The 20,561-nt window shown below is 34.7% G+C and carries 27 protein-coding genes and 2 tRNA genes; 14 read left to right on the top strand and 15 right to left on the bottom strand.

The window, feature by feature from the left end; all coding sequences use genetic code 11:
- Positions 1–74: 74 nt before the first annotated feature.
- From NZ853_02810 to NZ853_02775, 8 genes are all read left to right on the top strand, one after another.
- The gene (locus tag NZ853_02810; GenBank protein ID MCS7204606.1) at positions 75–206 is read left to right on the top strand and encodes a hypothetical protein; all 132 of its coding nucleotides are present in this window, start codon (positions 75–77) and stop codon (positions 204–206) included.
- 120 nt (positions 207–326) lie between these two features.
- A complete protein-coding gene (locus NZ853_02805) occupies positions 327–1,079 on the top strand; it encodes a serine/threonine-protein phosphatase (protein ID MCS7204605.1) in 753 nt (250 codons plus the stop codon).
- Entirely contained in the window at positions 1,076–1,213 is a 138-nt protein-coding gene (locus tag NZ853_02800; protein ID MCS7204604.1) for a hypothetical protein, read from the top strand. Before NZ853_02805 ends, NZ853_02800 begins: the two co-directional genes overlap by 4 nt.
- A 109-nt stretch (positions 1,214–1,322) precedes the next feature.
- Positions 1,323–1,463, top strand: a complete 141-nt coding sequence (locus NZ853_02795; GenBank protein MCS7204603.1) for a hypothetical protein — start codon at positions 1,323–1,325, stop codon at positions 1,461–1,463.
- Between the two features lie 33 nt (positions 1,464–1,496).
- Positions 1,497–1,802, top strand: a complete 306-nt coding sequence (locus NZ853_02790) for a hypothetical protein (GenBank protein ID MCS7204602.1) — start codon at positions 1,497–1,499, stop codon at positions 1,800–1,802.
- A tRNA-Thr gene (locus tag NZ853_02785) sits at positions 1,803–1,875 on the top strand.
- A 3-nt stretch (positions 1,876–1,878) separates the two neighbouring features.
- Positions 1,879–1,963: transfer RNA gene (locus NZ853_02780), tRNA-Tyr, on the top strand.
- 147 nt (positions 1,964–2,110) lie between these two features.
- Positions 2,111–2,257: a hypothetical protein gene (locus NZ853_02775; protein MCS7204601.1), complete on the top strand. Its 147-nt coding sequence runs from the start codon at positions 2,111–2,113 to the stop codon at positions 2,255–2,257.
- Positions 2,258–2,643: 386 nt separating this feature from the next.
- Here NZ853_02775 and NZ853_02770 read toward each other — a convergent pair whose 3' ends face one another.
- Positions 2,644–3,075, bottom strand: coding sequence for a bacitracin resistance protein BacA (locus NZ853_02770; GenBank protein ID MCS7204600.1), 432 nt, complete (start codon positions 3,073–3,075; stop codon positions 2,644–2,646).
- 61 nt (positions 3,076–3,136) lie between these two features.
- Here NZ853_02770 and NZ853_02765 point away from each other — a divergent pair, with 61 nt between their 5' ends.
- Complete coding sequence (locus NZ853_02765; protein ID MCS7204599.1) at positions 3,137–3,598, top strand: hypothetical protein; 462 nt, start codon at positions 3,137–3,139, stop codon at positions 3,596–3,598.
- 5 nt (positions 3,599–3,603) lie between these two features.
- Here NZ853_02765 and NZ853_02760 read toward each other — a convergent pair whose 3' ends face one another.
- Positions 3,604–4,008, bottom strand: a complete 405-nt coding sequence (locus tag NZ853_02760) for a MaoC/PaaZ C-terminal domain-containing protein (GenBank protein ID MCS7204598.1) — start codon at positions 4,006–4,008, stop codon at positions 3,604–3,606.
- A gap of 12 nt (positions 4,009–4,020) precedes the next feature.
- Positions 4,021–4,467, bottom strand: coding sequence for a MaoC family dehydratase N-terminal domain-containing protein (locus NZ853_02755; GenBank protein MCS7204597.1), 447 nt, complete (start codon positions 4,465–4,467; stop codon positions 4,021–4,023).
- A gap of 162 nt (positions 4,468–4,629) precedes the next feature.
- Between NZ853_02755 and fliN the strand changes: the two genes are divergently transcribed.
- Positions 4,630–5,676 carry a flagellar motor switch protein FliN gene (gene fliN, locus NZ853_02750; protein ID MCS7204596.1) on the top strand — a complete coding sequence of 349 codons (1,047 nt, stop codon included), beginning with the start codon at positions 4,630–4,632 and terminating at the stop codon, positions 5,674–5,676.
- A gap of 8 nt (positions 5,677–5,684) precedes the next feature.
- A complete protein-coding gene (locus tag NZ853_02745) occupies positions 5,685–6,077 on the top strand; it encodes an SET domain-containing protein-lysine N-methyltransferase (GenBank protein MCS7204595.1) in 393 nt (130 codons plus the stop codon).
- A 7-nt stretch (positions 6,078–6,084) separates the two neighbouring features.
- On the opposite strand, the gene NZ853_02740 is transcribed toward NZ853_02745, so the two are convergent.
- Positions 6,085–7,275 (bottom strand): RtcB family protein, encoded by a 1,191-nt coding sequence (locus NZ853_02740; protein ID MCS7204594.1) that lies wholly within the window; start codon positions 7,273–7,275, stop codon positions 6,085–6,087.
- 226 nt (positions 7,276–7,501) lie between these two features.
- Between NZ853_02740 and NZ853_02735 the strand changes: the two genes are divergently transcribed.
- Positions 7,502–8,527 carry an alkaline phosphatase family protein gene (locus tag NZ853_02735; GenBank protein ID MCS7204593.1) on the top strand — a complete coding sequence of 342 codons (1,026 nt, stop codon included), beginning with the start codon at positions 7,502–7,504 and terminating at the stop codon, positions 8,525–8,527.
- A gap of 172 nt (positions 8,528–8,699) precedes the next feature.
- Positions 8,700–10,250 carry a delta-60 repeat domain-containing protein gene (locus tag NZ853_02730; GenBank protein MCS7204592.1) on the top strand — a complete coding sequence of 517 codons (1,551 nt, stop codon included), beginning with the start codon at positions 8,700–8,702 and terminating at the stop codon, positions 10,248–10,250.
- 55 nt (positions 10,251–10,305) lie between these two features.
- Here NZ853_02730 and NZ853_02725 read toward each other — a convergent pair whose 3' ends face one another.
- The 3 genes from NZ853_02725 to NZ853_02715 form a co-directional block, all read right to left on the bottom strand.
- Entirely contained in the window at positions 10,306–10,440 is a 135-nt protein-coding gene (locus NZ853_02725; GenBank protein MCS7204591.1) for a hypothetical protein, read from the bottom strand.
- A gap of 290 nt (positions 10,441–10,730) precedes the next feature.
- The gene (locus NZ853_02720) at positions 10,731–11,375 is read right to left on the bottom strand and encodes a serine protease (protein MCS7204590.1); all 645 of its coding nucleotides are present in this window, start codon (positions 11,373–11,375) and stop codon (positions 10,731–10,733) included.
- 54 nt (positions 11,376–11,429) lie between these two features.
- Positions 11,430–12,458 carry a hypothetical protein gene (locus tag NZ853_02715; protein ID MCS7204589.1) on the bottom strand — a complete coding sequence of 343 codons (1,029 nt, stop codon included), beginning with the start codon at positions 12,456–12,458 and terminating at the stop codon, positions 11,430–11,432.
- Positions 12,459–12,731: 273 nt separating this feature from the next.
- Between NZ853_02715 and phoU the strand changes: the two genes are divergently transcribed.
- A complete protein-coding gene (gene phoU, locus NZ853_02710; GenBank protein ID MCS7204588.1) occupies positions 12,732–13,334 on the top strand; it encodes a phosphate signaling complex protein PhoU in 603 nt (200 codons plus the stop codon).
- Between the two features lies 1 nt (position 13,335).
- Here phoU and NZ853_02705 read toward each other — a convergent pair whose 3' ends face one another.
- The 8 genes from NZ853_02705 to guaB form a co-directional block, all read right to left on the bottom strand.
- A complete protein-coding gene (locus NZ853_02705; GenBank protein ID MCS7204587.1) occupies positions 13,336–14,043 on the bottom strand; it encodes a phosphoribosylanthranilate isomerase in 708 nt (235 codons plus the stop codon).
- Between the two features lie 9 nt (positions 14,044–14,052).
- The gene (locus NZ853_02700) at positions 14,053–14,703 is read right to left on the bottom strand and encodes a methyl-accepting chemotaxis protein (protein ID MCS7204586.1); all 651 of its coding nucleotides are present in this window, start codon (positions 14,701–14,703) and stop codon (positions 14,053–14,055) included.
- Positions 14,704–15,696 (bottom strand): hypothetical protein, encoded by a 993-nt coding sequence (locus NZ853_02695; GenBank protein ID MCS7204585.1) that lies wholly within the window; start codon positions 15,694–15,696, stop codon positions 14,704–14,706.
- Between the two features lie 374 nt (positions 15,697–16,070).
- Positions 16,071–16,856: an SHOCT domain-containing protein gene (locus tag NZ853_02690; protein MCS7204584.1), complete on the bottom strand. Its 786-nt coding sequence runs from the start codon at positions 16,854–16,856 to the stop codon at positions 16,071–16,073.
- A gap of 8 nt (positions 16,857–16,864) precedes the next feature.
- Positions 16,865–17,227, bottom strand: a complete 363-nt coding sequence (locus tag NZ853_02685) for an STAS domain-containing protein (protein ID MCS7204583.1) — start codon at positions 17,225–17,227, stop codon at positions 16,865–16,867.
- Entirely contained in the window at positions 17,224–17,421 is a 198-nt protein-coding gene (locus NZ853_02680) for a hypothetical protein (protein MCS7204582.1), read from the bottom strand. Before NZ853_02680 ends, NZ853_02685 begins: the two co-directional genes overlap by 4 nt.
- Before the next feature lie 2 nt (positions 17,422–17,423).
- Positions 17,424–18,200, bottom strand: coding sequence for an iron-sulfur cluster assembly scaffold protein (locus NZ853_02675; protein ID MCS7204581.1), 777 nt, complete (start codon positions 18,198–18,200; stop codon positions 17,424–17,426).
- Positions 18,197–19,759, bottom strand: coding sequence for an IMP dehydrogenase (guaB, locus tag NZ853_02670; GenBank protein ID MCS7204580.1), 1,563 nt, complete (start codon positions 19,757–19,759; stop codon positions 18,197–18,199). Before guaB ends, NZ853_02675 begins: the two co-directional genes overlap by 4 nt.
- Between the last annotated feature and the right edge of the window lie 802 nt (positions 19,760–20,561).

Here is a 20,561-nt window from a genome sequence, read left to right as displayed (position 1 = left end):
ATGATAGCTCTCTTTAATGTAAATATGTAAAACTGATGTTCGTGTTTTTGTTTATGAAAAAAAAAGAAGCAAGTATGAACTTCCTGATAGGTGGAATAGGTCGGATTCTTTTGGAGAAGCAGTGGATACCCTTCTTAAGCGTATGGAGGACGATCGAGGAAAGTTTATTGTTATCATTTGGCACCAAGTATAAGTATAAAGTATAACGAGAAAAAACTTAATCCTAATGAAATCCAAGTCCTTGAAAACCAGGGAGTCTTAGAAATTGCTGACATAAAATTTGTAGTAAAAATTCAGAATCTCAATGCTACTTTAAGGTCCTAAAAATGAAAATCGAAATTTATGCTAACTCCCATAAAGGCTTTATCCGATGGCGAAACGAAGATGCCATTTTCGTAAACCAAGAGTTCATTCGCGATGAAGAAAGGTTTTTTGTCATCGAAGACATCCACGAAAAAGTATTTATGATTTCTGTTTTGGACGGGATCGGTGGACACAGAGCTGGAGATGTTGCCAGTGAACTCGCCGGAAAGGTGATTGCGGAAAAAACCACCCATCTACCCAAGGGGATGAGTATCCCTCAACTCGAGGAACAAGTGAAAAAGATCATGAAAGAAACCAACGAAATCCTCCTCCAAAAAGGCAAAGAAAACCCGGAATATGAAAACATGGGAACCACCTTCACGGGGGTTTTAAACTACTATGGTGAGTTTTTCTATGTGCATGTTGGTGATACTCGTTTATATCGAATTCGAGACGGGAATCTGCTCTTAATCACAGAAGACCACACTTTGAGAAACCTCACCAAAAATGATTTCATTCCATCGAATATTTTAGCGAACTCCTTGGGAACCAAGAACGAAATCTACTTCGAAATGAATCAGCTCTCAAGAAGAATCTTCAATGATGACGTTTTCTTATTGTGTAGTGATGGTTTTTGGGAATATCTACCTGAGGACTTTGATTTTCGCCTTGATATGCAAGCTCTGGGGAAAGAACTCATGAAGCAAATTCTTCCTCTCTCGAGTGATAATGTAAGTTGCGTTTTTTTCCGTATTAAAGGAGTTGACAATGAATGATGATCTCAAATTCCAAACTTAATACCAACAATATCAAAAAGCCAAAAAAGAAAAAACCTTACTGGTTTGTCCAAATTGTCATACTCTTGAGGAGCTTGATTGCGTATTGTGTGGTGAGTGTGGACATGCATTAAAAAAAAACACTAAAACTTTAGATGTGGAAATCCGATTTCGTCTCCTTCTGCTGATGTTTGTGAGTCGTGTGGAGCATGGATAAGGAATTCACAAACTCGCAAAAGGCACGTGCCTACTTTTCCGCTCAAAAAATATCTCTTTTTTACCCAAAGCACTGAGCACAAAGAAGAAACAGAAAAGCTCATACGAGAGCTCGAAAAAGAAAACAAAAACTCAAAGAAGAATCCCACGCCCCAAAGACTTTACTAAGTGAAGAACAAATCCGAAACCTCTTGAGGAACGGTGAAGAAGCCAGAGCCGAAGAGAAAAGAAAATCAAACGTCTCGAAGAACTCCACCGAAAACAAGAAGAAAGAAAACACAAAGCAGAAGAAGAACTCCCATCGCTTGGCGTTGTTGTGCCTTCGATAAAATCCATCCAGCTCTGGGCTTTTATCTTTGTCAGGATCCTTCCAAAGGGGAGAGGGGAGAATGGATTTTTGAAGATGAACTATATTTTTTGGAAAAAACAAATTCCCAAAGTGATGGAAATTTTTGGGATTTTCTTGTTGACGAAGGATTTGGCTTGATTGTTATGGATACCACATAAGCTGCCTTAGCTCAGTTGGTAGAGCGGCTGACTTGTAATCAGCAGGTCGTGGGTTCGAAGCCTACAGGCAGCAATTGGGTAGGTGGCCGAGTGGTTAATGGCACCAGACTGTAAATCTGGCACCCGAAAGGGTTACGGAGGTTCGAATCCTCCCCTGCCCAATTTCCATGAGAAAAACAATATTCAAAAAGCCCTATTAATAGAACCAAGCACTCACCCAATTTCAGATAAAAGTTGAAGTAAAGAATTTCAAACTTATTGACTAAACAAAAAAGTCTTATCATTAAATAAAATAGGGAGCTCCCTCCATGCTAAAAAAAGAACAAAAAGCAAAGTTCTTCTTAGAAGAAATCAAAATCGTCCAAGACATCATTAAACGAATGGCTTTTAATTCCTTCCTCATCAAAGGTCGGACCATCATTTTTGTTATTTTAACCCTCTTATTGACTTACTGAAACCTTTATCTCATTTATCCCTTTATTTGCTTTTTGGTTTTTTGATGCTTTTCCTTTGGCAGGAACGAATGTAAAGAAAACTTTACCAATGGGTTATCGAAAATCGATGGAAGACTGACGACTTCCAACTCGACATGAATGCTTACCGATTTCAGCATAAAAGGGTCTTTTTTGAAAATTAGGCTTTTTTTATTTTGTGCTATCAGATAGGTATTGCTAAACCAATCCTCAATTTTTATGAAATATCAAACTGAAACATGAATTCAAACTCTTTGTCAATACGGTTTTAAAGCTATTTTTAAAGTTTGTGTTTCTTGTATTTTACCTCACCATTTCGATTTTTTAACTACTTTTGAGGTTTTTGAGGTAAACTGATTTTGGTGGTGTCAGTCTTTTGTGTTGACCATCCATTCGGAGAAGTCTTCCAAAAACTCTTTGAATTCTTTTTCTTGGTTTTCTTCTAATGGGATTTCTTTTTTGATTTCCTCAATGGCTAAGAAAAAGCACTCAAGCCAAACATTACGGTGTTCGTAGGTGATGGGGAATTTCATGTGTCGTGCCCTCATCATGGGCGGACCATACTTTTGAGTGAATAGGGGAGGTCCTCCTAAGACTTGAATAAAAAAATCTGCATTTTTCTCAGCCGACTTGAGGAGTTCTTGCTCATTCCGTGGAAATAGGAAACTTATCTTCGATTGGGATAAATTCTTATAATGAAGCCACAAGAGCTTTCTGATCCCGTCTTCCTTTAAGATGGAATAAAGTTCTGGAGGTGCTTTTTTTGGTGGTCCTGATGGTGGGACGTAAACCTCTCGCATAAAAATAAAGAAATTACTTTTTTGTGGATTTGCAATTAAAATTCTGGATTGAAAATTTTATATGAAAAAACTCAGAATCGTAGTTTTTGTATTTTTCTTGTTTTGTAAGGATGAAAAGTCAATAACAAAATACTTAGAAAAGACCAGTGAGATTACGCAATTCTGTAGCCAAATGATACCTTGTATTCATGAGGAAATTGAAAAGGCATTCCAAAACCACCCTCAACAAAAACACTATCTTTTATCAAAAGCGACTTTAAAAAACTGCCAACACGAACAAGCTCAAACTCTCGAGTCATTACTTAAGCCCAATCAACAACAAGTCGAAACGCTCTCAAAAATATATCAACAAGGATTCCCATTAAGTCTATTAGATATAGCTCAGTATTTTAATGACCAACAAAAGGTTTTTTTGCTTCATTATGGAGAATGTTCGAAAATTATCTACTCTTCTCCTACTTGCGATGAGAAGAAAAAGACCCTCAAAAGTCATAGTAGCTGTTTCGTCATCTATCAGAAATAACATTCCTAAAACTGAATTTCTGCTTCCCCAGAAGCTTTTATATCTCCAGACTCGGATGCTGCTTGTAATGACACAATCATGGTTCGTTGTTCTTCATTTTTCTTTTTTACTACTCCAGTGCAGATTAAGGTTTCTCCCAACTTAGTCATGCCACGAAATTTTACACCGAAGGATTTAATTTTATGAAGATGAAAATGGTTAGTTAATAACCTTCCCAATTGTGCCATCACAAACATTCCATGAGCTATCGTTCCATTTAATCCCACTTTTTTTGCAAACTCTGGATCGGTATGAATGGGATTGAAATCTCCTGAAGCTCCTGCATATCTCACCAAATCCATATGGGTGATGGGTCCTATACGTAAAGGTTCAAGTTCTTGATTTACTTGGAAGTCTTCAAAAGTTTTCATAGGAACTCCTGATTAAGATTCTTTGGGTCGAAGGATGATTCCCATTTCAGCAATGATACAAGGCTCATCATTTTCATTTTTATAAGTAGTTCGAAAGGTGACGATTTCCATTTTTCCTGTTTTTACGTCCACTACTTCTCCCTCGGCTTTGATGGTCATATTGGCATAAATGGGACGTAGATAAGTGTACTCTTCTTTCATATGAAGAAGCCGATCTGTATCAATTCCCATGCTTCTCATGTCTTCGAAAATCTCAGGATAGCCCCAAAACTGAAACGTGGTCTGAAACGTAGGAGGAATAGGTATTCCTTCATAACCTGCTTTTCTTGCCTCGTCTTCATCAAAAAAGATGGGGTTCTTTTCCCCAATTGCCATACAAAATTCACGTATCTTTCCTTTTTCAACGGTGATTGTGTAGCTCTTGAGCTTTCTTCCAATCAGCTCTTTGCTTAATTGCATAAACAAAGGATTTCAAAATTGATTTATAAGTCAACTAAAAAGCTTTATTCTCAATTACCCATTTGTTCGATATTATGTGTAATTATGTAGTGAAATTCTCGATTTTTTGATTTACTTTTCATAAAAATGGAGTTATGAATACAATGAATTAGGAGGTTAATCATGGTGGATGCAGGAATGTCTCAAGAAGAAATTGATGCCCTACTAAATAATGTGGAATTATTAGAAACGGGAGAATCTACCTTCCAAACTACAACTACCACTCAAAAAGGAGTAGACCTATCACCTTTAGAAAGAGATAGAATTGCTGATGAGATTTTGAAAGGTCTATCAAAAGGTTTATCTGGTCTTCAGATTGTCTTAAATGCTAATGTCCTCATCACTGAACCCTATGCTGAAGTTCGAACAAGGAAAGAAGTTCAAAAGGATCTAAAGGGTTCCAATGTGGTTTTTATCATAAAAGTTTCGGGTGGTGTAAACGGCGAAGCATATTTAATCTTCCCCCTCAAAGAAGCTCACAAAATCGTCAATATCATCATGGGAGGAAACGGCGATGAGGATTTAAGCACCCCATTAGATGCGGCGGAAATGGCAACTATTAAAGATGCCTTCAATCCAATTATTTATTCGCTGATTTCTTATTTCTCTGCCAGGACAGGAGAAACGTTTTCACTCTTAGGAATACAAGTAGTGAATGGAAATGAATTCGTATCTGATTTGAGTGAAGAGTATCTTATTAGAATTCAATATAATTTTGAAATCTCAGGCTATTTTAGTACCAGGCTTCTGTTAATTTTCCCTTTCTCAATGGCAAGATCGGTCCTTTCTCTATTACAAAAAAAAGCAAAAGTAGAAACCACACTTGAAGAAACAAAAGAAGAAGAGCCCACCATACCCGTTAAAGACGTTGAATTTCCGGCTATAAGCACGACAACACAAGGTTTAACGTCTCCCAACATTGAACTTTTATTGGATGTTCAAATGACTGTGACGGTAGAATTAGGGAGAACCAAAAAATACATCAAAGAGATTTTAGAAATGGGTGAAGGAACCGTCATCGAGTTGGATAAGCAAGCGGGCGAGCATGTCGATGTTTTAGTGAATGGAAAGTTAATAGCTCGAGGCGAGGTAGTAATCATTGATGAAAACTTCGGTGTGAGAATTGCTGAAATCATCTCCACAAAAGAAAAATTAGGCTTAAGAAGATAACACGAAAAATGAAAAACAAATCGAAAAAAAAAGAATACTATCGAGAAGAAGAATTTCGACCGTCAAAGAGATCTGAAGCATCACTAAAGAAAAAAGTCTACGTGGATAAAAGTCCTATCCATGGTCTTGGAGTATTTGCCAAAAGAAAGATACGCAAAAACGAATATATTGGAACTTACGAAGGGGTGATTGTATTAGAGAATGATACCTACGTGCTTTGGGTGCAACAAGAGCATGGTGGTTGGAAACTCATTGATGGGAAGAACGAACTCCGATATTTGAATCATTCTTCCAATCCCAATGCAGAATTTCGCGGGAATAAGTTATATGCCATCAAAACTATCCATCCTGGTTGTGAGATCACCTTTCATTATGGAGAGGATTGGAAAGACGTAACTTGACGATTTCTTATCCCTTTACACAAAGGACCTGTTTTAACTCATACACAATTTCTACCAAGTCTTTTTGTTGTTCCATGACCTTATCAATATCTTTATAGGCTGCGGGGATTTCATCCAAAATCCCTTTGTCTTTTCTTGATTCGACACCGCGAGTTTGTTCGATCAGGTCCTTTTCTGTGTAGAGTTTCTTTGCTTTGTTTCTACTGATTCTTCTTCCAGCTCCATGAGAGGCACTTTCATAAGACTCGGGATTTCCTAACCCACGAACGATGTAACTTTTTGCTCCCATTGAACCAGGAATGATTCCCATTTCTCCTTTTTTTGCACGTATGGCTCCTTTTCTTGTTATGTACACTTTTTCCCCAAAGTGGATTTCTTCTGCCACATAATTATGATGACAAACAATTCGTTCGACTTCCTTCAAGTGAGGGAAGTATTTTTGCAATACTTTTTTGTAAATTTCCAACATGACATTTCTATTTAAGTAAGCATATCGTTGTGCCCAATATAAATCATGCTTATACTCTTCCATTTCTTTGGTTCCTTCCAAATATACTGCTAAGTCAGGATCAGGTAGATTCTGATTGTGAGCTAATTTTTTTGCCCTTTCTATGTGATAATTTGCCAGTTCATGTCCGATGTGACGAGAGCCCGAATGTAGCATTAACCACACATTTTCTTCTGTGTCCAAACAAAGTTCGATAAAGTGGTTTCCACCGCCTAAGGTTCCTAATTGTATCTCGGCTTTGGACCTTAAATTGTGAACCTTTTCTGTTAATCGATAAAAGTTCTTAAATAACTCCTTCGTTTCTTTGAGTAATGACTCAGGTAAGTATTCTTGATAAACAGGGATTTTGTGTTCATCAAAGCCAACGGGTATCGCTTTTTCAATATCTAAACGAATGGGACGTAATGAATCAGGAAGTTCTTTGGCTTTGATGTTTGTTTTGATGGCAGCCATCCCACATCCGATATCCACCCCCACAGCCGCAGGAGATATTGCATCCTTCATGGCTATGACAGAACCCACAGTTGCTCCTTTGCCAAAATGCACATCAGGCATTACACTCACATGATGAAAAACCCAAGGTAATCGTGCAATGTTATAAAGTTGTTGTCTTGCTTCTTCTTCGATTTCCTCCAAATCCGTCCAAATTTTTAATGGAACTTTGAAATCCTTTTCCTTGATAACAATCATAAAATCCAAAAAATTTCAAAATTATTGTTTGACATCTTTTTTTATTAGAACATGTCAAATAAAAATTAAGATTATCTAAACAAATTTTAGGATGTTTTTTTAACAAATTTTATTTTCTATGAAACAAAGCTATAATAATAAACTTGATACAAAAATGTAAAATAAAAATGCAAGATAAAATCCACCATTACGAAACAATCTTCATCAACCATTGAAAGGAGTTATTATGAAGAACTACTTTTTTGTAGCGGCTTTAATTTTTTTGCCTTTTGTTCTACTTGCTCAAGAGGTTCGGATTGGCTTTGGATCATGTTTCGATCAGAATCGATCCTACGAAATCTGGGATACCCTTCAAAAAGAAAACTTTGATTATTTTATTTTTTTAGGAGATAATGTATATACAGATAATGAACAGCAATTCGAAACTGCTTATCAGAAGTTATTTCAGAATCAAGCCTTTCGTTCGTTTTTTGAAAAAACCAACATCTTATCGATTTGGGACGACCACGACTTTGGAAAAAATGATGCCGGGAAAGAGTTTGATCAAAAAACCTACACAAAACAGCTCTTCTTAGATTATTGGTATAAACAAAAACAACCTTCTCTATATCAAGAGCTGCTAAAACGAGAAGGCTTATATCATTCTTTCTTGATAAATCAGAAAGGACTCAAAGTTTTAGTCATTTTATTAGATACTCGCTGGTTTCGTGATCCATTAAAAAGAAAAGATCCTTTGGTAATACATTATCTGCCACATGAAGATATCCAAAAAACTCTTCTCGGAGATACCCAATGGAACTGGTTAGAAAAAGAACTCCGAAGAAAAGCAGATTTTTATATCATCGCAAGTAGCATACAAGTCATACCTGAAGAACATCGATTCGAAAAATGGCATAATTTTCCCCATGAAAAACAAAAACTCTTACAAATTATCCAAAAACTCAAAATCAAAAATCTTATCTTTATCAGCGGAGATCGGCATTTTGCCGAAATCTCGAAAAAAGACATCTTGACAAATGGAAAACCTTTCTCACTCTATGAAATTACCGCAAGTAGCCTAAACCAAGAGCTCCCTAAAAGCTTTCAACAGGAAGTTCTTCAAGAAAAGAACCAGTATCGTCTTTTTGAAGCTTACTTAAAACCAAACTATGGTTTTCTTATTATACAAAAAAAGCAAAAATCTCTCAGCATACAAGGGGGTATAAAAGACGAAAACTCCAAAATCATAAAAAAGATAGATATACAAGCATGACATAACTGAAAGACTTAAAATAAGTAAAAATTTCTGCACACCCTAAATTTTATTCTTAAGAGTACTTAATTCCAACTTTTTGTGTATCCAACTGTGAAAACTTGTTTTCTTAAGCAAAAGTCAAAAGCTTTTTTTGTCTAAAACTATACAAGCAATTCCGAAAGGAGTATCTATGAGTTTAAAAAAGTTAGTCTTGGTAGGTGGCTTAATTTTATATGTATTCAGTTGTATACAATTTAAAGAATTACCTTCAGATCCTACTACTCCAACTGGATTATTCAGAACTTTGCTTAGACAAAATCTATTAAATGAGCAAAATGAGCAAACGGAAGACAATATAAATCCAAATCCTGAAAATGAAAATACTAATCCCAACTCTAACACAGATAACTTTAATAACTCCAGTAATAACAATAACTCAAACAATAACGACAACAATAATAACACATATACTGAACCGAGAGGCGAGATTGATACCTCATTTGGAACGCTAGGAAAAGTGATTATTGATTTTGACAATAATAACGATAAGGCCTATGCTATTGCTATACAACCAAATGGAAAAATTCTTTTAGCTGGTACCGCTATAGTGTTTATTTCCTCTGACTTTGCTTTGGTTCGTTTGAATCCTGATGGATCCCTCGATACTTCCTTCGGTCCGAGCCTAAACGGAAAAGTAACAACAGATGTAAGTGGAGCAGGAAGTACTGAAGAAGGACGAGCAATGGTATTACAACCTGATGGAAAAATTCTTGTAGCAGGACTTTCAGATCAAGATTCTGCGGTAGTAAGGTATCATCCAGATGGAAACATTGATACACAGTTTGGAACCAATGGCATAGCTAGGTCAAACTATTCAATGTATGATGAAGCTTTTTCAATGGCTATTGACTCAGCAGGAAGAATAATTTTAGGTGGAAAAGCCTCTTATATAGGTAGAGGGTATGATTTTGCTTTATTTCGATTTCTGCCTAATGGGAATTTAGACACAAGTTTTAATGGAAATGGATATCTTATTGAAGATTTCGGAAGTAGTGATTATATTAGAAGTGTCAAAATACAACAACCCGGAGATAAAATCTTAGTGGTTGGTGATAGTGAAGTGAATAGCTTGCCAAATTATGAGTTTTTTGTTTTGAGGTATAATGCATCGGGCATTCCTGATACAGAATTTGATAGTGATGGTATTTCGTATGTGGATATCAATTTCGTTGATGATGCTTACGATATAGCAATTCAACCCAACAATCAAATTATTGTAGTTGGTAATACAACAGAAGGTGTAGGTCCAGGTAGAGATGTAGGTATCATAAGGTTAAATTCTGATGGTTCATTGGATACAAGTTTTGGAAACGGTGGAGAGGTGATCATAGATATGGATGAAACCAACTCGAATATTTATGGTGATTACGATAAAGATTTTGCCATGAAAGTCGCCTTACAACCCAACGGAAAAATCATCGTAGTTGGATATACAGAGAAAATCTTTAACAACAGATTCAATGAGAAAATCTTCATAATTCGATTGAATCCGGATGGAAGTTTAGACAATACTTTTGGAAACAACGGTAAATTAGTGATTGATTTAATCCCTGAACTTCAAGATTATGAAGAAGAAGTTATCAACTCCGTAGCTATACTACCAAACGGAAATATTTTAGTTGCTGGTTATGTTCTTACTTCTTCAAGTGGGTATGACTTCTTTGTAATGAGGATAAAGTAGTTATCGTAGCTCTTAAGAAGTAATTTTTTTGATAAGAAGAAAAAAACGTCCTAGATTAAATCTTTTTAGGATACGTATAAGCTTCGATGCTATAGGTTTGTATCACTTCTTCAGCTTTTGGCTCAATCATCGGGGAAATGATAACCCGCCTTTTTACCCTCACATCATTCACCCTCTCAAAGAACTCCACTTTCTTCCCATTTCTTTCCGTCTCCTCCCATCGTTGGTTCTGTTCTTCTCGAAGTTGTTTGTGAGCTTAAAGTTCGAACTTCAATTCTTCTGCTTTTTTGACGATGACGTTTTCGCTGATTTGTTTATGAAGTTTCGGATTTGAGGGCTTTTCGCAATAATCAAAGGAACCTGCTTTCTTACAATCTTGATGATTTTTTCTTCTAAAGCTTAGTGATTGTCATACAATTATGAATATGTAAAAATTAACAAATTTTTTAATTTTCTCAATGAAGCCAAAAAAATTGACTCTTAATATTCAATTTTATGTTCTCTTAAAAAATCCCGAATCGTGCTAATAGGAATTACCATAGAATTCCCATTGTCAATGCCAAAACCAAAAACACCCCGAATCAAACCAATAAAATAACCATCCTGTGAAAACACAGGAGCACCTGACATCCCACTATATGCCAAACCAAAAACGTGAATATGAGGTAATCTCGTATAATCTACTTCTTCTCGTAAAGGATGGGACACATACCCTTTTAAGAGTGTGTAAGAAAATCCATACATCGAGCCAAAAGCAAACACCTCCTCACCCACTTTCAGTTTTTCTTTGAATGGAATTCGCTGGGTTTTCAAACTATGAACCACTTGTAGCAAAGCTAAGTCTTTTTTTTCGTCCTTTCCAAGAACTTTCGCAGGATAAAATTTCGAGTCTTCATTAAAGTAAGAAACAAAAAGCGAGTTCTCCCAGTTTTTGATGACATGCTCACAAGTTAATATGGTCTTACCATCGGATAATAAAAAGCCCGTCCCATTGGGTTTTCCTGCATTCGTATAATGAATTGAAACTACGTATTTTTTGAAGTCTTCATAATCGATTATCTGACTTTTTCCATCATGGCAAAACGAGAATATAAGAAATAATAAAACGAAAAATTTTTTATCCATACAAAAGTGGGGAGTAACCCCCACTTTTTTGAAATTTGCAATCGACCACCACGACTAAAAACCAAATGGAAATGGAAAAGAAGAAAAATTAACCTCCTCTTCTATTTTTTGATTGTTGAATTCTTTGATCACAATATCATTTAGTTTTATAAATCCATTAATTGTATTAGAAAATTTCCACCTTGTAGAAGAAACTTCGGTTCTACTTTCAGTCCTTAGGTTAGTTTCTGAAGTATTGGTTTGATTAGGAATAGGATTCCCATCGATAGAAAAATTCCGAACTTCTACTGTGTATCTTTCCACATTGGTTCCGTTGTAGGTTAATATAGTTGTTCCTGTAGTTCCTGAACCTGTTGTTTCTGAAGATAATGTTCCCGTTTGATCCCATTTAGAGTCTAAGTTAGCTTCTCCTTGTAAAGTTACTTGATTACTCGCATCTTGGCTAAACCAATCAATGATGTAAGTTTTACATTCAGTGAAAGAAACATTTCCTTCTATTTTTGATGAAAAATTTGCTGTTAAACCACTTCCTGAACCAGAACTACCTGAGCTTGATGATTGTGGAACCCCTCCACCTAACGATACAAATCTACCGTTCATTCTTACTCTCACATTATTAAACCTTATCGTTCCACCAAAAACACAATTTCTCGTTCCTGAGATTGTAGCATCACATGTATAAGAAAAGTTCGATAAATTAAAAGTACAACTTCCCAAGGTAGCATCCAAATTTGTCATTTTCAAGAAAGGGTATTTTTGCTTGATGGATTCTTTTGCATAAGCCAAGAGTTTCTCAGGCTTTTGTAGATCCCTATAGGTAATCCCTCCTTGCGCTAAAGCGGCTTCCCTTACAGCTTCATTCGCCGCTTGAGAAGGTGCTATGGTTGCCCTATAATTCTGCTTCAAAACTTCTTGAGCCGCCTGCTGACTTAGTAGAAGAATGCTTAAAATTGTGATTTGTTGAGCTCTTTTCTTATCTTCATCGTTTTTTTTGAAAATATCTAAATTGAATTGGGAACAACCAAATTGAAATACACTTGCAGCAATCAATGCTACAAGAAACTTCAGATAAAAAGTTTTCATTAACACCTCCGATTCAATGGATACTTTTAGCTATCATATAAACAATATCTTCTTCAATTTTTTGCAATTTTTTTTAATCGAATTTTTTTATTTAAAATTAAAAAGTATAAAACATATATTTCTACCACAAAAAATATTCTTTTTTCTATACTTGATATCAAATAATCTTTTTAACTGAAATTGTGAGGTAAAATACTTTTCTGCTTATTTCCAAAGATTTCTCATTTTTAAAAAAATAATGGTAAACAAAAAGTTAATGTGTATTTTGACCTTATGATAAGAAAAGAGATCGAAAAACTCAAAGAAATGATACATCTCATGTGCAGAAAAACAGAGACGATGTATTTCACTTCACTCGAGGTTCTACGAAAAAAAGATCGAAAACTTCTAAACGAACTCTTAGAAATGGACAAAGATCTGAACAAAATGGAAGTTGATGTTGATAATGCTTGTCTTAATCTATTAGCCCTAAAAGACCCTTATGCCGTTGATTTTCGCTATATCATTAGTGTAATGAAATCTACTCGAGATTTAGAAAGGATAGGAGATGAATCGAAAACGATTGGAAAATGGAGCTTTAAATCCGATTTAGAAATTGACAGAAACTCTGATTTTCAGTCTTTAGTGAATTATACCACAGAAGCGCTACAAAAGGCAATCCAAGCCCTAACTTACGAAGATTTAAAATTTGCTAATGATTGTTTACAATTAGAGTTAAATGTTGATGAGTTGGAAGAAAAAATCCTCAGTAAAGACCCTATTCTTCCCAGTGGACTCATTATCAGAGCTATGGAACGAATTGGGGATCTAAGCGCTAACATAGCTGAAAATGTCATTTATTACTTAGAAGCCAAAGACATTCGTCATCAAGTATAAATTAAAGATTCTTGATTTCTTGGAAAAGTAGTTCTAACTTCTTTTCGTTTTTAACCCCAGGTGCATCTTCAATCCCTGAACTGACGTCAATCCCTTTTGCACCAGATACTTTTAACATTTCTTTTGCATTTGTATGTTGAATACCTCCTGCAATCAAAAATGGTTTTGAAACTTGTTCGCTAAATAGCTCCTTTGGGATTACTTTTCCTGTTCCACCTTTCAATTTAGGATCATATCGATCCACAATCCATAAAAACGTCATGGGTGAAGAAAAAAAACTCTGATCAGTCAAAACAGAAGTGGGTCGTATCACAGGAATGATTGGAATCATTAGCTGTTTTTCTATGAGCTGTTTGCTTAGTTCATCAATGAAGTCCGCCCCCTCTACCACTTGAAGAAAATCAATCAAATCTTCGTTTTGATTAATTTCTTTTGTGATGGTTATGATTTCGAAAAGTGAATTATCCGCAAAAACAGCAACATGAAAAATCTCAGGAAAATCTCTTTTGATTTGTTTAATGATTGATTTTGCTTCATCTGTATTTACCTTCCGAGGACTTTGCTTCGCAAAAATCCACCCCATGAAATCCGGGTGGAATTTTGCTACTTTATAAGCCTCGTCTAAATACTTATTCCCACAAATCTTAACTAATGGGATGTTTAAATGGATTTTGTTTCGAAGGATACTAAATTTTTCTAAATAAATCACTTGGTCACTTTAATAAAAAGAAACATGACTTTTCTCTATTATATGTTCTATCTTCGAGATAGATTCTCTTAAATGGCTTATCTCAGCATTGATATTTGTGATTCCTTTTCCGTTTTCCGTGATGGCGCTATTTATAAATTCAAAATTCTTTTTTTGTTCATGGAAAAGTTTGGATATTTCATTGATCCTATCATAGCTTTTTTCAATCACATTTGTTAAGTTATTATTGAATGCAATGAGAGATTCAAATTCTTGATGAAGTCCTTTGAAAAAATAAATCATATTTGTCAGTTGCATGATTTGATGATGGAAAAGTTCTTTTGCCTTGTTCATTCTTTGTATTATCTTGTCAATTTTTTGATTGTTGGTTTGAATGACTTTATTGATGGTTTTTGCATTTTCTTGGCTACTTTCTGCGAGTTTATTGATTTCTTGAGCCACCACAGCAAAACCTTTTCCGTATTCTCCTGCTCTTGCCGCTTCAATTGAAGCATTCAAAGACAAAAGATTGGTGCGATCTGCGATGTCTTTTATCATTTCCGTGGATTGACCTATATTTTTAAAAGAATCATGAATTTCTTGGAGATTCTCACTCATTGTATTAATAGAGTCTTGTGCTTCTTTGGATTCAGATTCTGTTTTTGATATCTGCAACTTCACTTAGTCAATAGAATTTTTGATGTTTTGTAATACGTGATTCAAACGTTCTTTCAATTCATTAACCTCGCTGATTCTTTTATTAAGGTCATTCAGCAAATTAAATACCCACTGGATTGAGCTATTGAATTCTTCCACCATCGAAGCTACTTCTTGAAAAGAAGTTGCTCTTTGGTTAGTATTAGAAATTAATCTTTCCATAAATCCATTTAAATCTTTAATATGTTCGTAAATAAATTTGATAATAGATTCGATGAGATTTCGATTTAAAGCCTCATACTCAATTAACTTCAAGAATAAATCTTTGAAGCTCCTTTGCAAATCATTTATCTCATCCTTTTCTTGATCTATGGGAAATTGATTGATTCTTTGAGGTTCATTTTGGATTTGTTGGATCTGTTTTTCCATCGAAGAGACTCGATTCGTTATTTGCTTTTGTATCGCTTTCCTCATAAAATAAAAGGCTAAAAGAAACATGATAACGACTAAAATAAAAACGATAACCATAACTTTTGTAAAGAGTTTCAATAATCTCTGATCAAATTTTAGCGAAAGAAAAGCCACCAGTTGATTGTCAAGATACCTTAATATTAAAATACCTTCTCCTGATGTTAGGCTATTTGATCTCAAAAAAATATCTTTTTCTGGTATAACACGTAGTTCTTCGATTGAATGAATGGAGATTTCTAAATCAAAATAATCACTCAAAATTTTTATCTCTTGGTTATCCATCAATCTTCCAAAAACTAAAGTTCCATAAACGTTTTTATAATCTTCTTCAAGCAAAGAAACGGGTCTTGCAACAACCATGAATATGTAGTCTTGAATTTTGATAAATCCTTCTTTTTTTATGTTTGATTTTTCTATGTGCTTCAAACTTCCACTTTGAAAAAATACTTTTATGCTTTCAGGAACTTGAATTGAACTTCCATGATTATCAAAAAATAAAATATCTCTAATAGAATTATCAGGATTGATAGAAACGAAAAGTTGTATATCATACCTTTTCGTAAAATCAACAAAATACGATCAATAGTCAGGATATTTATTTTGAAAATACAAAGTGCTTTCCCGCCAATCACTCCAAGCTAATAAGTAAAGAAAATTCTTCCATATCTTTGATTAATATGCTTTTCACATCTAATACATGAGAAAGATTAATTTCTTCCTGTTGTTTATGAACGAGCAAAAACAATCCAATTGAAAGAAATACCATTACAACATACAAAGGAATAAAAAAAATTGAACAAAAATTTTTATAATTTTTTGATATACGCCATTCATAATTACATGTTCAAAATTCCTTTAATCAAACAAAGTCAACTTAGTTTTTTTAGTTTTTGAGAACTCAATGATTATTAATGAATTTGCTAAAAATTTTTTAATATTTCTTTTCTTTTGGAGTCGTATTCTTCTTTGGTTATGAGTTTTTTGTCATAGAGTTCCTTCAGTCTTTTTAGTTTCTCTTCGACTTGAGGAAAATCCAGAGCACTTGTTTCTTTTTGTTTAGGGATTAATTGAGAAACTACATCTTTCTGAAAGGTTATCCATGTGTAGTGAGTAAAATCTCCTACTTGTTTGTATTCAAAAAAATCTGTCTTTATGATTTTCAATTTTGGGTTGTTTCTTTTGAAAGATACGGGATAAAAATCCAGCCAATCTTTTTTTGTAGAAAAACTATCCATGAGTAGATCCTCATGGGATTCACCTACTACCAAGTTATAGCCAAACTCATCGTACCAAAACATAAAGGTGGTTCGTTTTTCCTTACTAAAAAGGGTTTTGAAGGGATCATATTTTTGAACAACCAATAATCGCTTTCCTTCTGGTACATTTGGCAAAATGTCCTTAAACACAGCCAAGATTTCGTAGAGCTGTTCTGGATAAAACAATGGATATTCGTTTTTTCCAAAGATTTCTTTTTTTTCAATTTTTAACTCTGACAAGGCAAAAGAAAGAATTTCTATGCTATTTTCTGGGATTGGCAACAATGGTGGCAGCTGAGCTCGAATTTCTTTTTCATCTGGGTAATCGCTTTGATCTAAAAAATAAATCACCAAGTCATCTGAGGTATAGATCTTCTTTTTTTTGTAAAAACCACTGGCACACGAAACAAAAAAAACGAAAACTAAGATAGCCACAAGCTTGACTTTCATAATAACGATTATCGTTCAGAAATAAGTGAAATTTCTTCTTCGGATAAATAACTTTTTAATTTTTCTTTATCAATAATAGTAAAAACCTGATTTAAGCCTGATAAATGGAACATAGTATTGATGGATTTGTTAATACCTATGATCAGGAGTTTTGAAGACTTTTGCTTTAAGAACTCAGAAATTTGTATCAAAGCACCAACACCAGAACTATCAATAAACCTTGTTTTTGACAAATCCACAAAAACACTTTTTCTTACAAAATCATCTTCTCGTATGAAATCCTCATAGAAAAAATGAACATTTTCCATTTTTAGATCATTTTCAATCACAAAATAAACATTCTTTTTGTTCGAAAATATTTTATTGATCATGCTAATTCGCTTTCCTTTATTCCTTCTACTAAGATGGGATTCCCTTCTCTGTCGATATATTCGACCACATATGTGATTTCATCATCATTTTTTCGTATGTCTTTTACAATGACTAATGAATTTTGAAATATAATTACACCTTTGTATAAAAATGTCGGTTTGATAAGCTTTTTTTGTTCACCTATTTGTATCATCTTTAGTCTTCTTTGTAAATTTCAGGACCTTTTTTTCTCATTACCTGAAAAATCCAAATTTGTTTGGGATCAACTCGAGTTCCAATATCATAGATAGCACCATCAAAAACAGCTCCTTCCAAGTTGGCTCCAACAAGCTTCGTAAATCGAAGATCCGCATTCCGAAAGTTTGCATTCTTTAAATTTGCCCCGTTTAAATAGGCACCACGAAGGTTTGCACCTTCAAAATTTGCATTTTCCAAATTTGCAAATTGCAAAATAGTATTTTGTAATTTAGCATAAGAAAAATCAACATTAGCTAAGTTTTCTTTTTCTAAAACTACTTGAGATAAATCCTCACCTCGTAGATGTCCTTGCTCTTTTAACTTTCGTAAAACTTCGGATTTGGTAATTACGTATTTCGTATTGCCATTGCGATAGTCACGTATGGCTTTTTTGATGGCTTCTACAGCGGATTGAGGATAATTTTTTCTTCTTTCAGGAAATTCAAAAAGAGTTTCGATATCACTTTGTGTAATTTGTTCTGCTTGTTCAATCGTTTTGCCTTTTATCACTTCTAAACCCATAGAAAGCGCAGCTATACTGAAAGAACAACCCGTAGTTGTATATTTGGCATCCTCAATAATCTTTTTACCATCTACATCAGCAATTTTTAGAAAAATGCGATATCCATCGCCACATCCTTGATTTCGATAAAAAGAAACCACAGAAGCATTTTCTATCTCCCCATAGTTGGGGCGTTCATCATTGATTTTTTTGAATTTTTCAAAATTCATCATTTTTTACTTTCTGAAGTTCCAAAAACGGGATATTGATAACTAAATAAGCCGTGAACGCTTCCTTGAACTTGAGCACTGAGAGTTCGTCGTTCAAATCGGATTTTTCCTGCATACATTTTTTCATGAAGTTCAGGGATGGATCGCACTCCCATGTCTTGAAAACTCAATTTGAGCCCCTGCACTAAATAAGGAACAAACTCAAACATAGAACCTTTATCTACTACAGTTCCAGAGACCCCTTGTGCGACTTTGATTTCTTGATCATCCGAAAAATAGCGTTTTGCACCACCCGCCTTCATTGCCTCAAAAGAAGCCATGCCTCGATATTTTTTTACCTTTACTCCATTTTCGTAGAAATACTCCCCTGGTGCTTCGTGAGTTCCTGCAAATAATGAACCCATCATTGTTGTAGAAGCTCCGATTGCCAAAGCAATCGCTATATCTCCTATGTTCGTAATTCCTCCATCAGCAATCACGGGGATTCCATATTTACGAGCAAACTTAGCGGTTTTGTAAACAGCTGTTGCTTGAGCTCTCCCCACAGCCATAGTATCTTGAGTTATACAAATAGAACCTGGTCCCATTCCCACTCGTAAAGCATCAGCACCTGCTTGGATTAAATTATAACTTTGTTCTTGAGTTACCACATTCCCTGCAATCACATCTAAATCAGGATATCTTTTCTTGATATATTTGATCATCTCTACTTGATACACAGAATTTCCTTGAGCAGAATCAATCACAACAACGTCCACACCTGCTTCCACAAGAAGTCGCAACCGCTCCTTAGACTCGGGTCTTGTGGAAATAGCCGCTCCTACCATCAAACGTTTGTTTGCATCTTTTGAGGCAAAGGGGAACTCTCGATGTTTTTTAATATCACTTCGACAAATTAAAGCTACTAACTGACCATTTTCGTTAACAATCGGAAGCTTTCCTTTTTTGGAGCGTTTGAGGATTTCGTTTGCCTCTGCTAAAGACAAGCCTTCTTTTGCAACAATGAGATCAGTGGTCATGACTTCTTTGAGCTTGATGGAGGTATCTTTTTCCAAATCAATATCCCGATTTGTTACAATCCCTATGAGCTTCCCATTTCTGGTTCCATCTTCAGTGATGGGAATCCCTGAAAATCCGTATTTTTGCTTAATGGCGTAAACATCTGCGATGGTATGCTCCGGCGAAAGCACAATCGGATCTGTAATAAATCCATTTTTGAAACGCTTGACTTTTTGCACCAATTCCGCTTGTTCTTCAGGAGTATTATTGTAATGGATGATTCCGATACCACCTAAAAGGGCTAAGGCAATAGCCATCTTGTCTTCTGTCACTGTATCCATAGGTGATGAAATCAGAGGTCTTTGGATTTTAATGTTTCTTGTCAACTGAGTTTCTAAACTGACTTCATTGGGACTAAAATCAATATAACCGGGCAAAATGATCAAATCTTTATAGGTGATACCTTCAAAATTACTAAAAATTTCTTCCGCAGAAAAACCATCATGGATTTCTTCTTCCCATTTCGTTTCATACTCTCTTTCATGGATTTTCGTTATTATCATTCAACCCCTCCATTTTATTCTATCTAAACATAAAAATATTTTTCCAAATTTTTTTTAGTTTCTATTAAGAAAACGAAAATTATTATGAAGTTCCACACTTTTTTTATGCAAACGTTGATTTTTTTTGATTGTGTTAAATTACATCATGCTACAATACTCAATAATTTTCACAAAAATAACGAACTTTGATTTTTCGAAATTAAACTTCTAAATTATAACAAAATTCCTTCAACTTTTTGATAAAGTTTCATAAGGTCCATTCCCTTGATTCGAAATTCTATTTTGAGATTTCTTGCACTATATTATCGCTTTTTCAATGCATTCGAAGGTTAATCCCTACAAGTCATAATTAAAGTAGTATTTCTTCGATTTCCTAGCTACCCATATCAACTCAGTTGAGGGACAAATCGATTTTTTTGCAACAAAGGGAGCATTTGGCTCAAACCAAATAATATCATTGATAATCCAGAGTTTCAATTCTCTCATATTACACCCACAGAAGGATGATTATGCAATGTTCCCGAAATCCAGATACCGTGTCTTTTAAAACCCTTACGCACTCTACATCCAAGCTCGATTGAATTCATGAATATCTTGTATTTGATCCCATGAACCTTATAACATTCAGATAATTTTTCCACGCCTGCAGGTTAAATATTTTTCCCCAGAGAGATTACAAGGTGTATCCGAAAATATTAACACTTTTATCATCCAGCTTTTTGAGGATTTCTAACGCATATTAGGTATTTTGAATGGCTTTTTCTCTAAGCAATCTTTCGTATGCAGCTTCAAAATCAATTCT

The organism is Leptospiraceae bacterium (genome assembly GCA_025059995.1).
In the GTDB taxonomy this organism is placed as follows: Bacteria; Spirochaetota; Leptospiria; order Leptospirales; family Leptonemataceae; genus SKYB61.
Note: the sequence above shows the minus strand (reverse complement) of the source record. Positions and strands in the feature narration are given on the sequence as shown.

Excerpts from the sequence above, each read along its gene's own strand:
- NZ853_02740 (MCS7204594.1), bottom strand. The coding sequence starts at position 7,275 with ATGATTGTTATCAAGGAAAAGGATTTCAAAGTTCCATTAAAAATTTGG.
- NZ853_02800 (MCS7204604.1), top strand. The coding sequence starts at position 1,076 with ATGATGATCTCAAATTCCAAACTTAATACCAACAATATCAAAAAGCCA.
- NZ853_02775 (MCS7204601.1), top strand. The coding sequence starts at position 2,111 with ATGCTAAAAAAAGAACAAAAAGCAAAGTTCTTCTTAGAAGAAATCAAA.
- NZ853_02715 (MCS7204589.1), bottom strand. The coding sequence starts at position 12,458 with ATGAAAACTTTTTATCTGAAGTTTCTTGTAGCATTGATTGCTGCAAGT.
- NZ853_02760 (MCS7204598.1), bottom strand. The coding sequence starts at position 4,008 with ATGAAAACTTTTGAAGACTTCCAAGTAAATCAAGAACTTGAACCTTTA.
- fliN (MCS7204596.1), top strand. The coding sequence starts at position 4,630 with ATGGTGGATGCAGGAATGTCTCAAGAAGAAATTGATGCCCTACTAAAT.
- NZ853_02730 (MCS7204592.1), top strand. The coding sequence starts at position 8,700 with ATGAGTTTAAAAAAGTTAGTCTTGGTAGGTGGCTTAATTTTATATGTA.
- phoU (MCS7204588.1), top strand. The coding sequence starts at position 12,732 with ATGATAAGAAAAGAGATCGAAAAACTCAAAGAAATGATACATCTCATG.
- NZ853_02755 (MCS7204597.1), bottom strand. The coding sequence starts at position 4,467 with ATGCAATTAAGCAAAGAGCTGATTGGAAGAAAGCTCAAGAGCTACACA.
- NZ853_02690 (MCS7204584.1), bottom strand. The coding sequence starts at position 16,856 with ATGAAAGTCAAGCTTGTGGCTATCTTAGTTTTCGTTTTTTTTGTTTCG.
- NZ853_02745 (MCS7204595.1), top strand. The coding sequence starts at position 5,685 with ATGAAAAACAAATCGAAAAAAAAAGAATACTATCGAGAAGAAGAATTT.
- NZ853_02680 (MCS7204582.1), bottom strand. The coding sequence starts at position 17,421 with ATGATACAAATAGGTGAACAAAAAAAGCTTATCAAACCGACATTTTTA.
- NZ853_02675 (MCS7204581.1), bottom strand. The coding sequence starts at position 18,200 with ATGATGAATTTTGAAAAATTCAAAAAAATCAATGATGAACGCCCCAAC.
- NZ853_02735 (MCS7204593.1), top strand. The coding sequence starts at position 7,502 with ATGAAGAACTACTTTTTTGTAGCGGCTTTAATTTTTTTGCCTTTTGTT.
- NZ853_02805 (MCS7204605.1), top strand. The coding sequence starts at position 327 with ATGAAAATCGAAATTTATGCTAACTCCCATAAAGGCTTTATCCGATGG.
- NZ853_02720 (MCS7204590.1), bottom strand. The coding sequence starts at position 11,375 with ATGGATAAAAAATTTTTCGTTTTATTATTTCTTATATTCTCGTTTTGC.
- NZ853_02770 (MCS7204600.1), bottom strand. The coding sequence starts at position 3,075 with ATGCGAGAGGTTTACGTCCCACCATCAGGACCACCAAAAAAAGCACCT.
- guaB (MCS7204580.1), bottom strand. The coding sequence starts at position 19,759 with ATGATAATAACGAAAATCCATGAAAGAGAGTATGAAACGAAATGGGAA.
- NZ853_02810 (MCS7204606.1), top strand. The coding sequence starts at position 75 with ATGAACTTCCTGATAGGTGGAATAGGTCGGATTCTTTTGGAGAAGCAG.
- NZ853_02765 (MCS7204599.1), top strand. The coding sequence starts at position 3,137 with ATGAAAAAACTCAGAATCGTAGTTTTTGTATTTTTCTTGTTTTGTAAG.
- NZ853_02685 (MCS7204583.1), bottom strand. The coding sequence starts at position 17,227 with ATGATCAATAAAATATTTTCGAACAAAAAGAATGTTTATTTTGTGATT.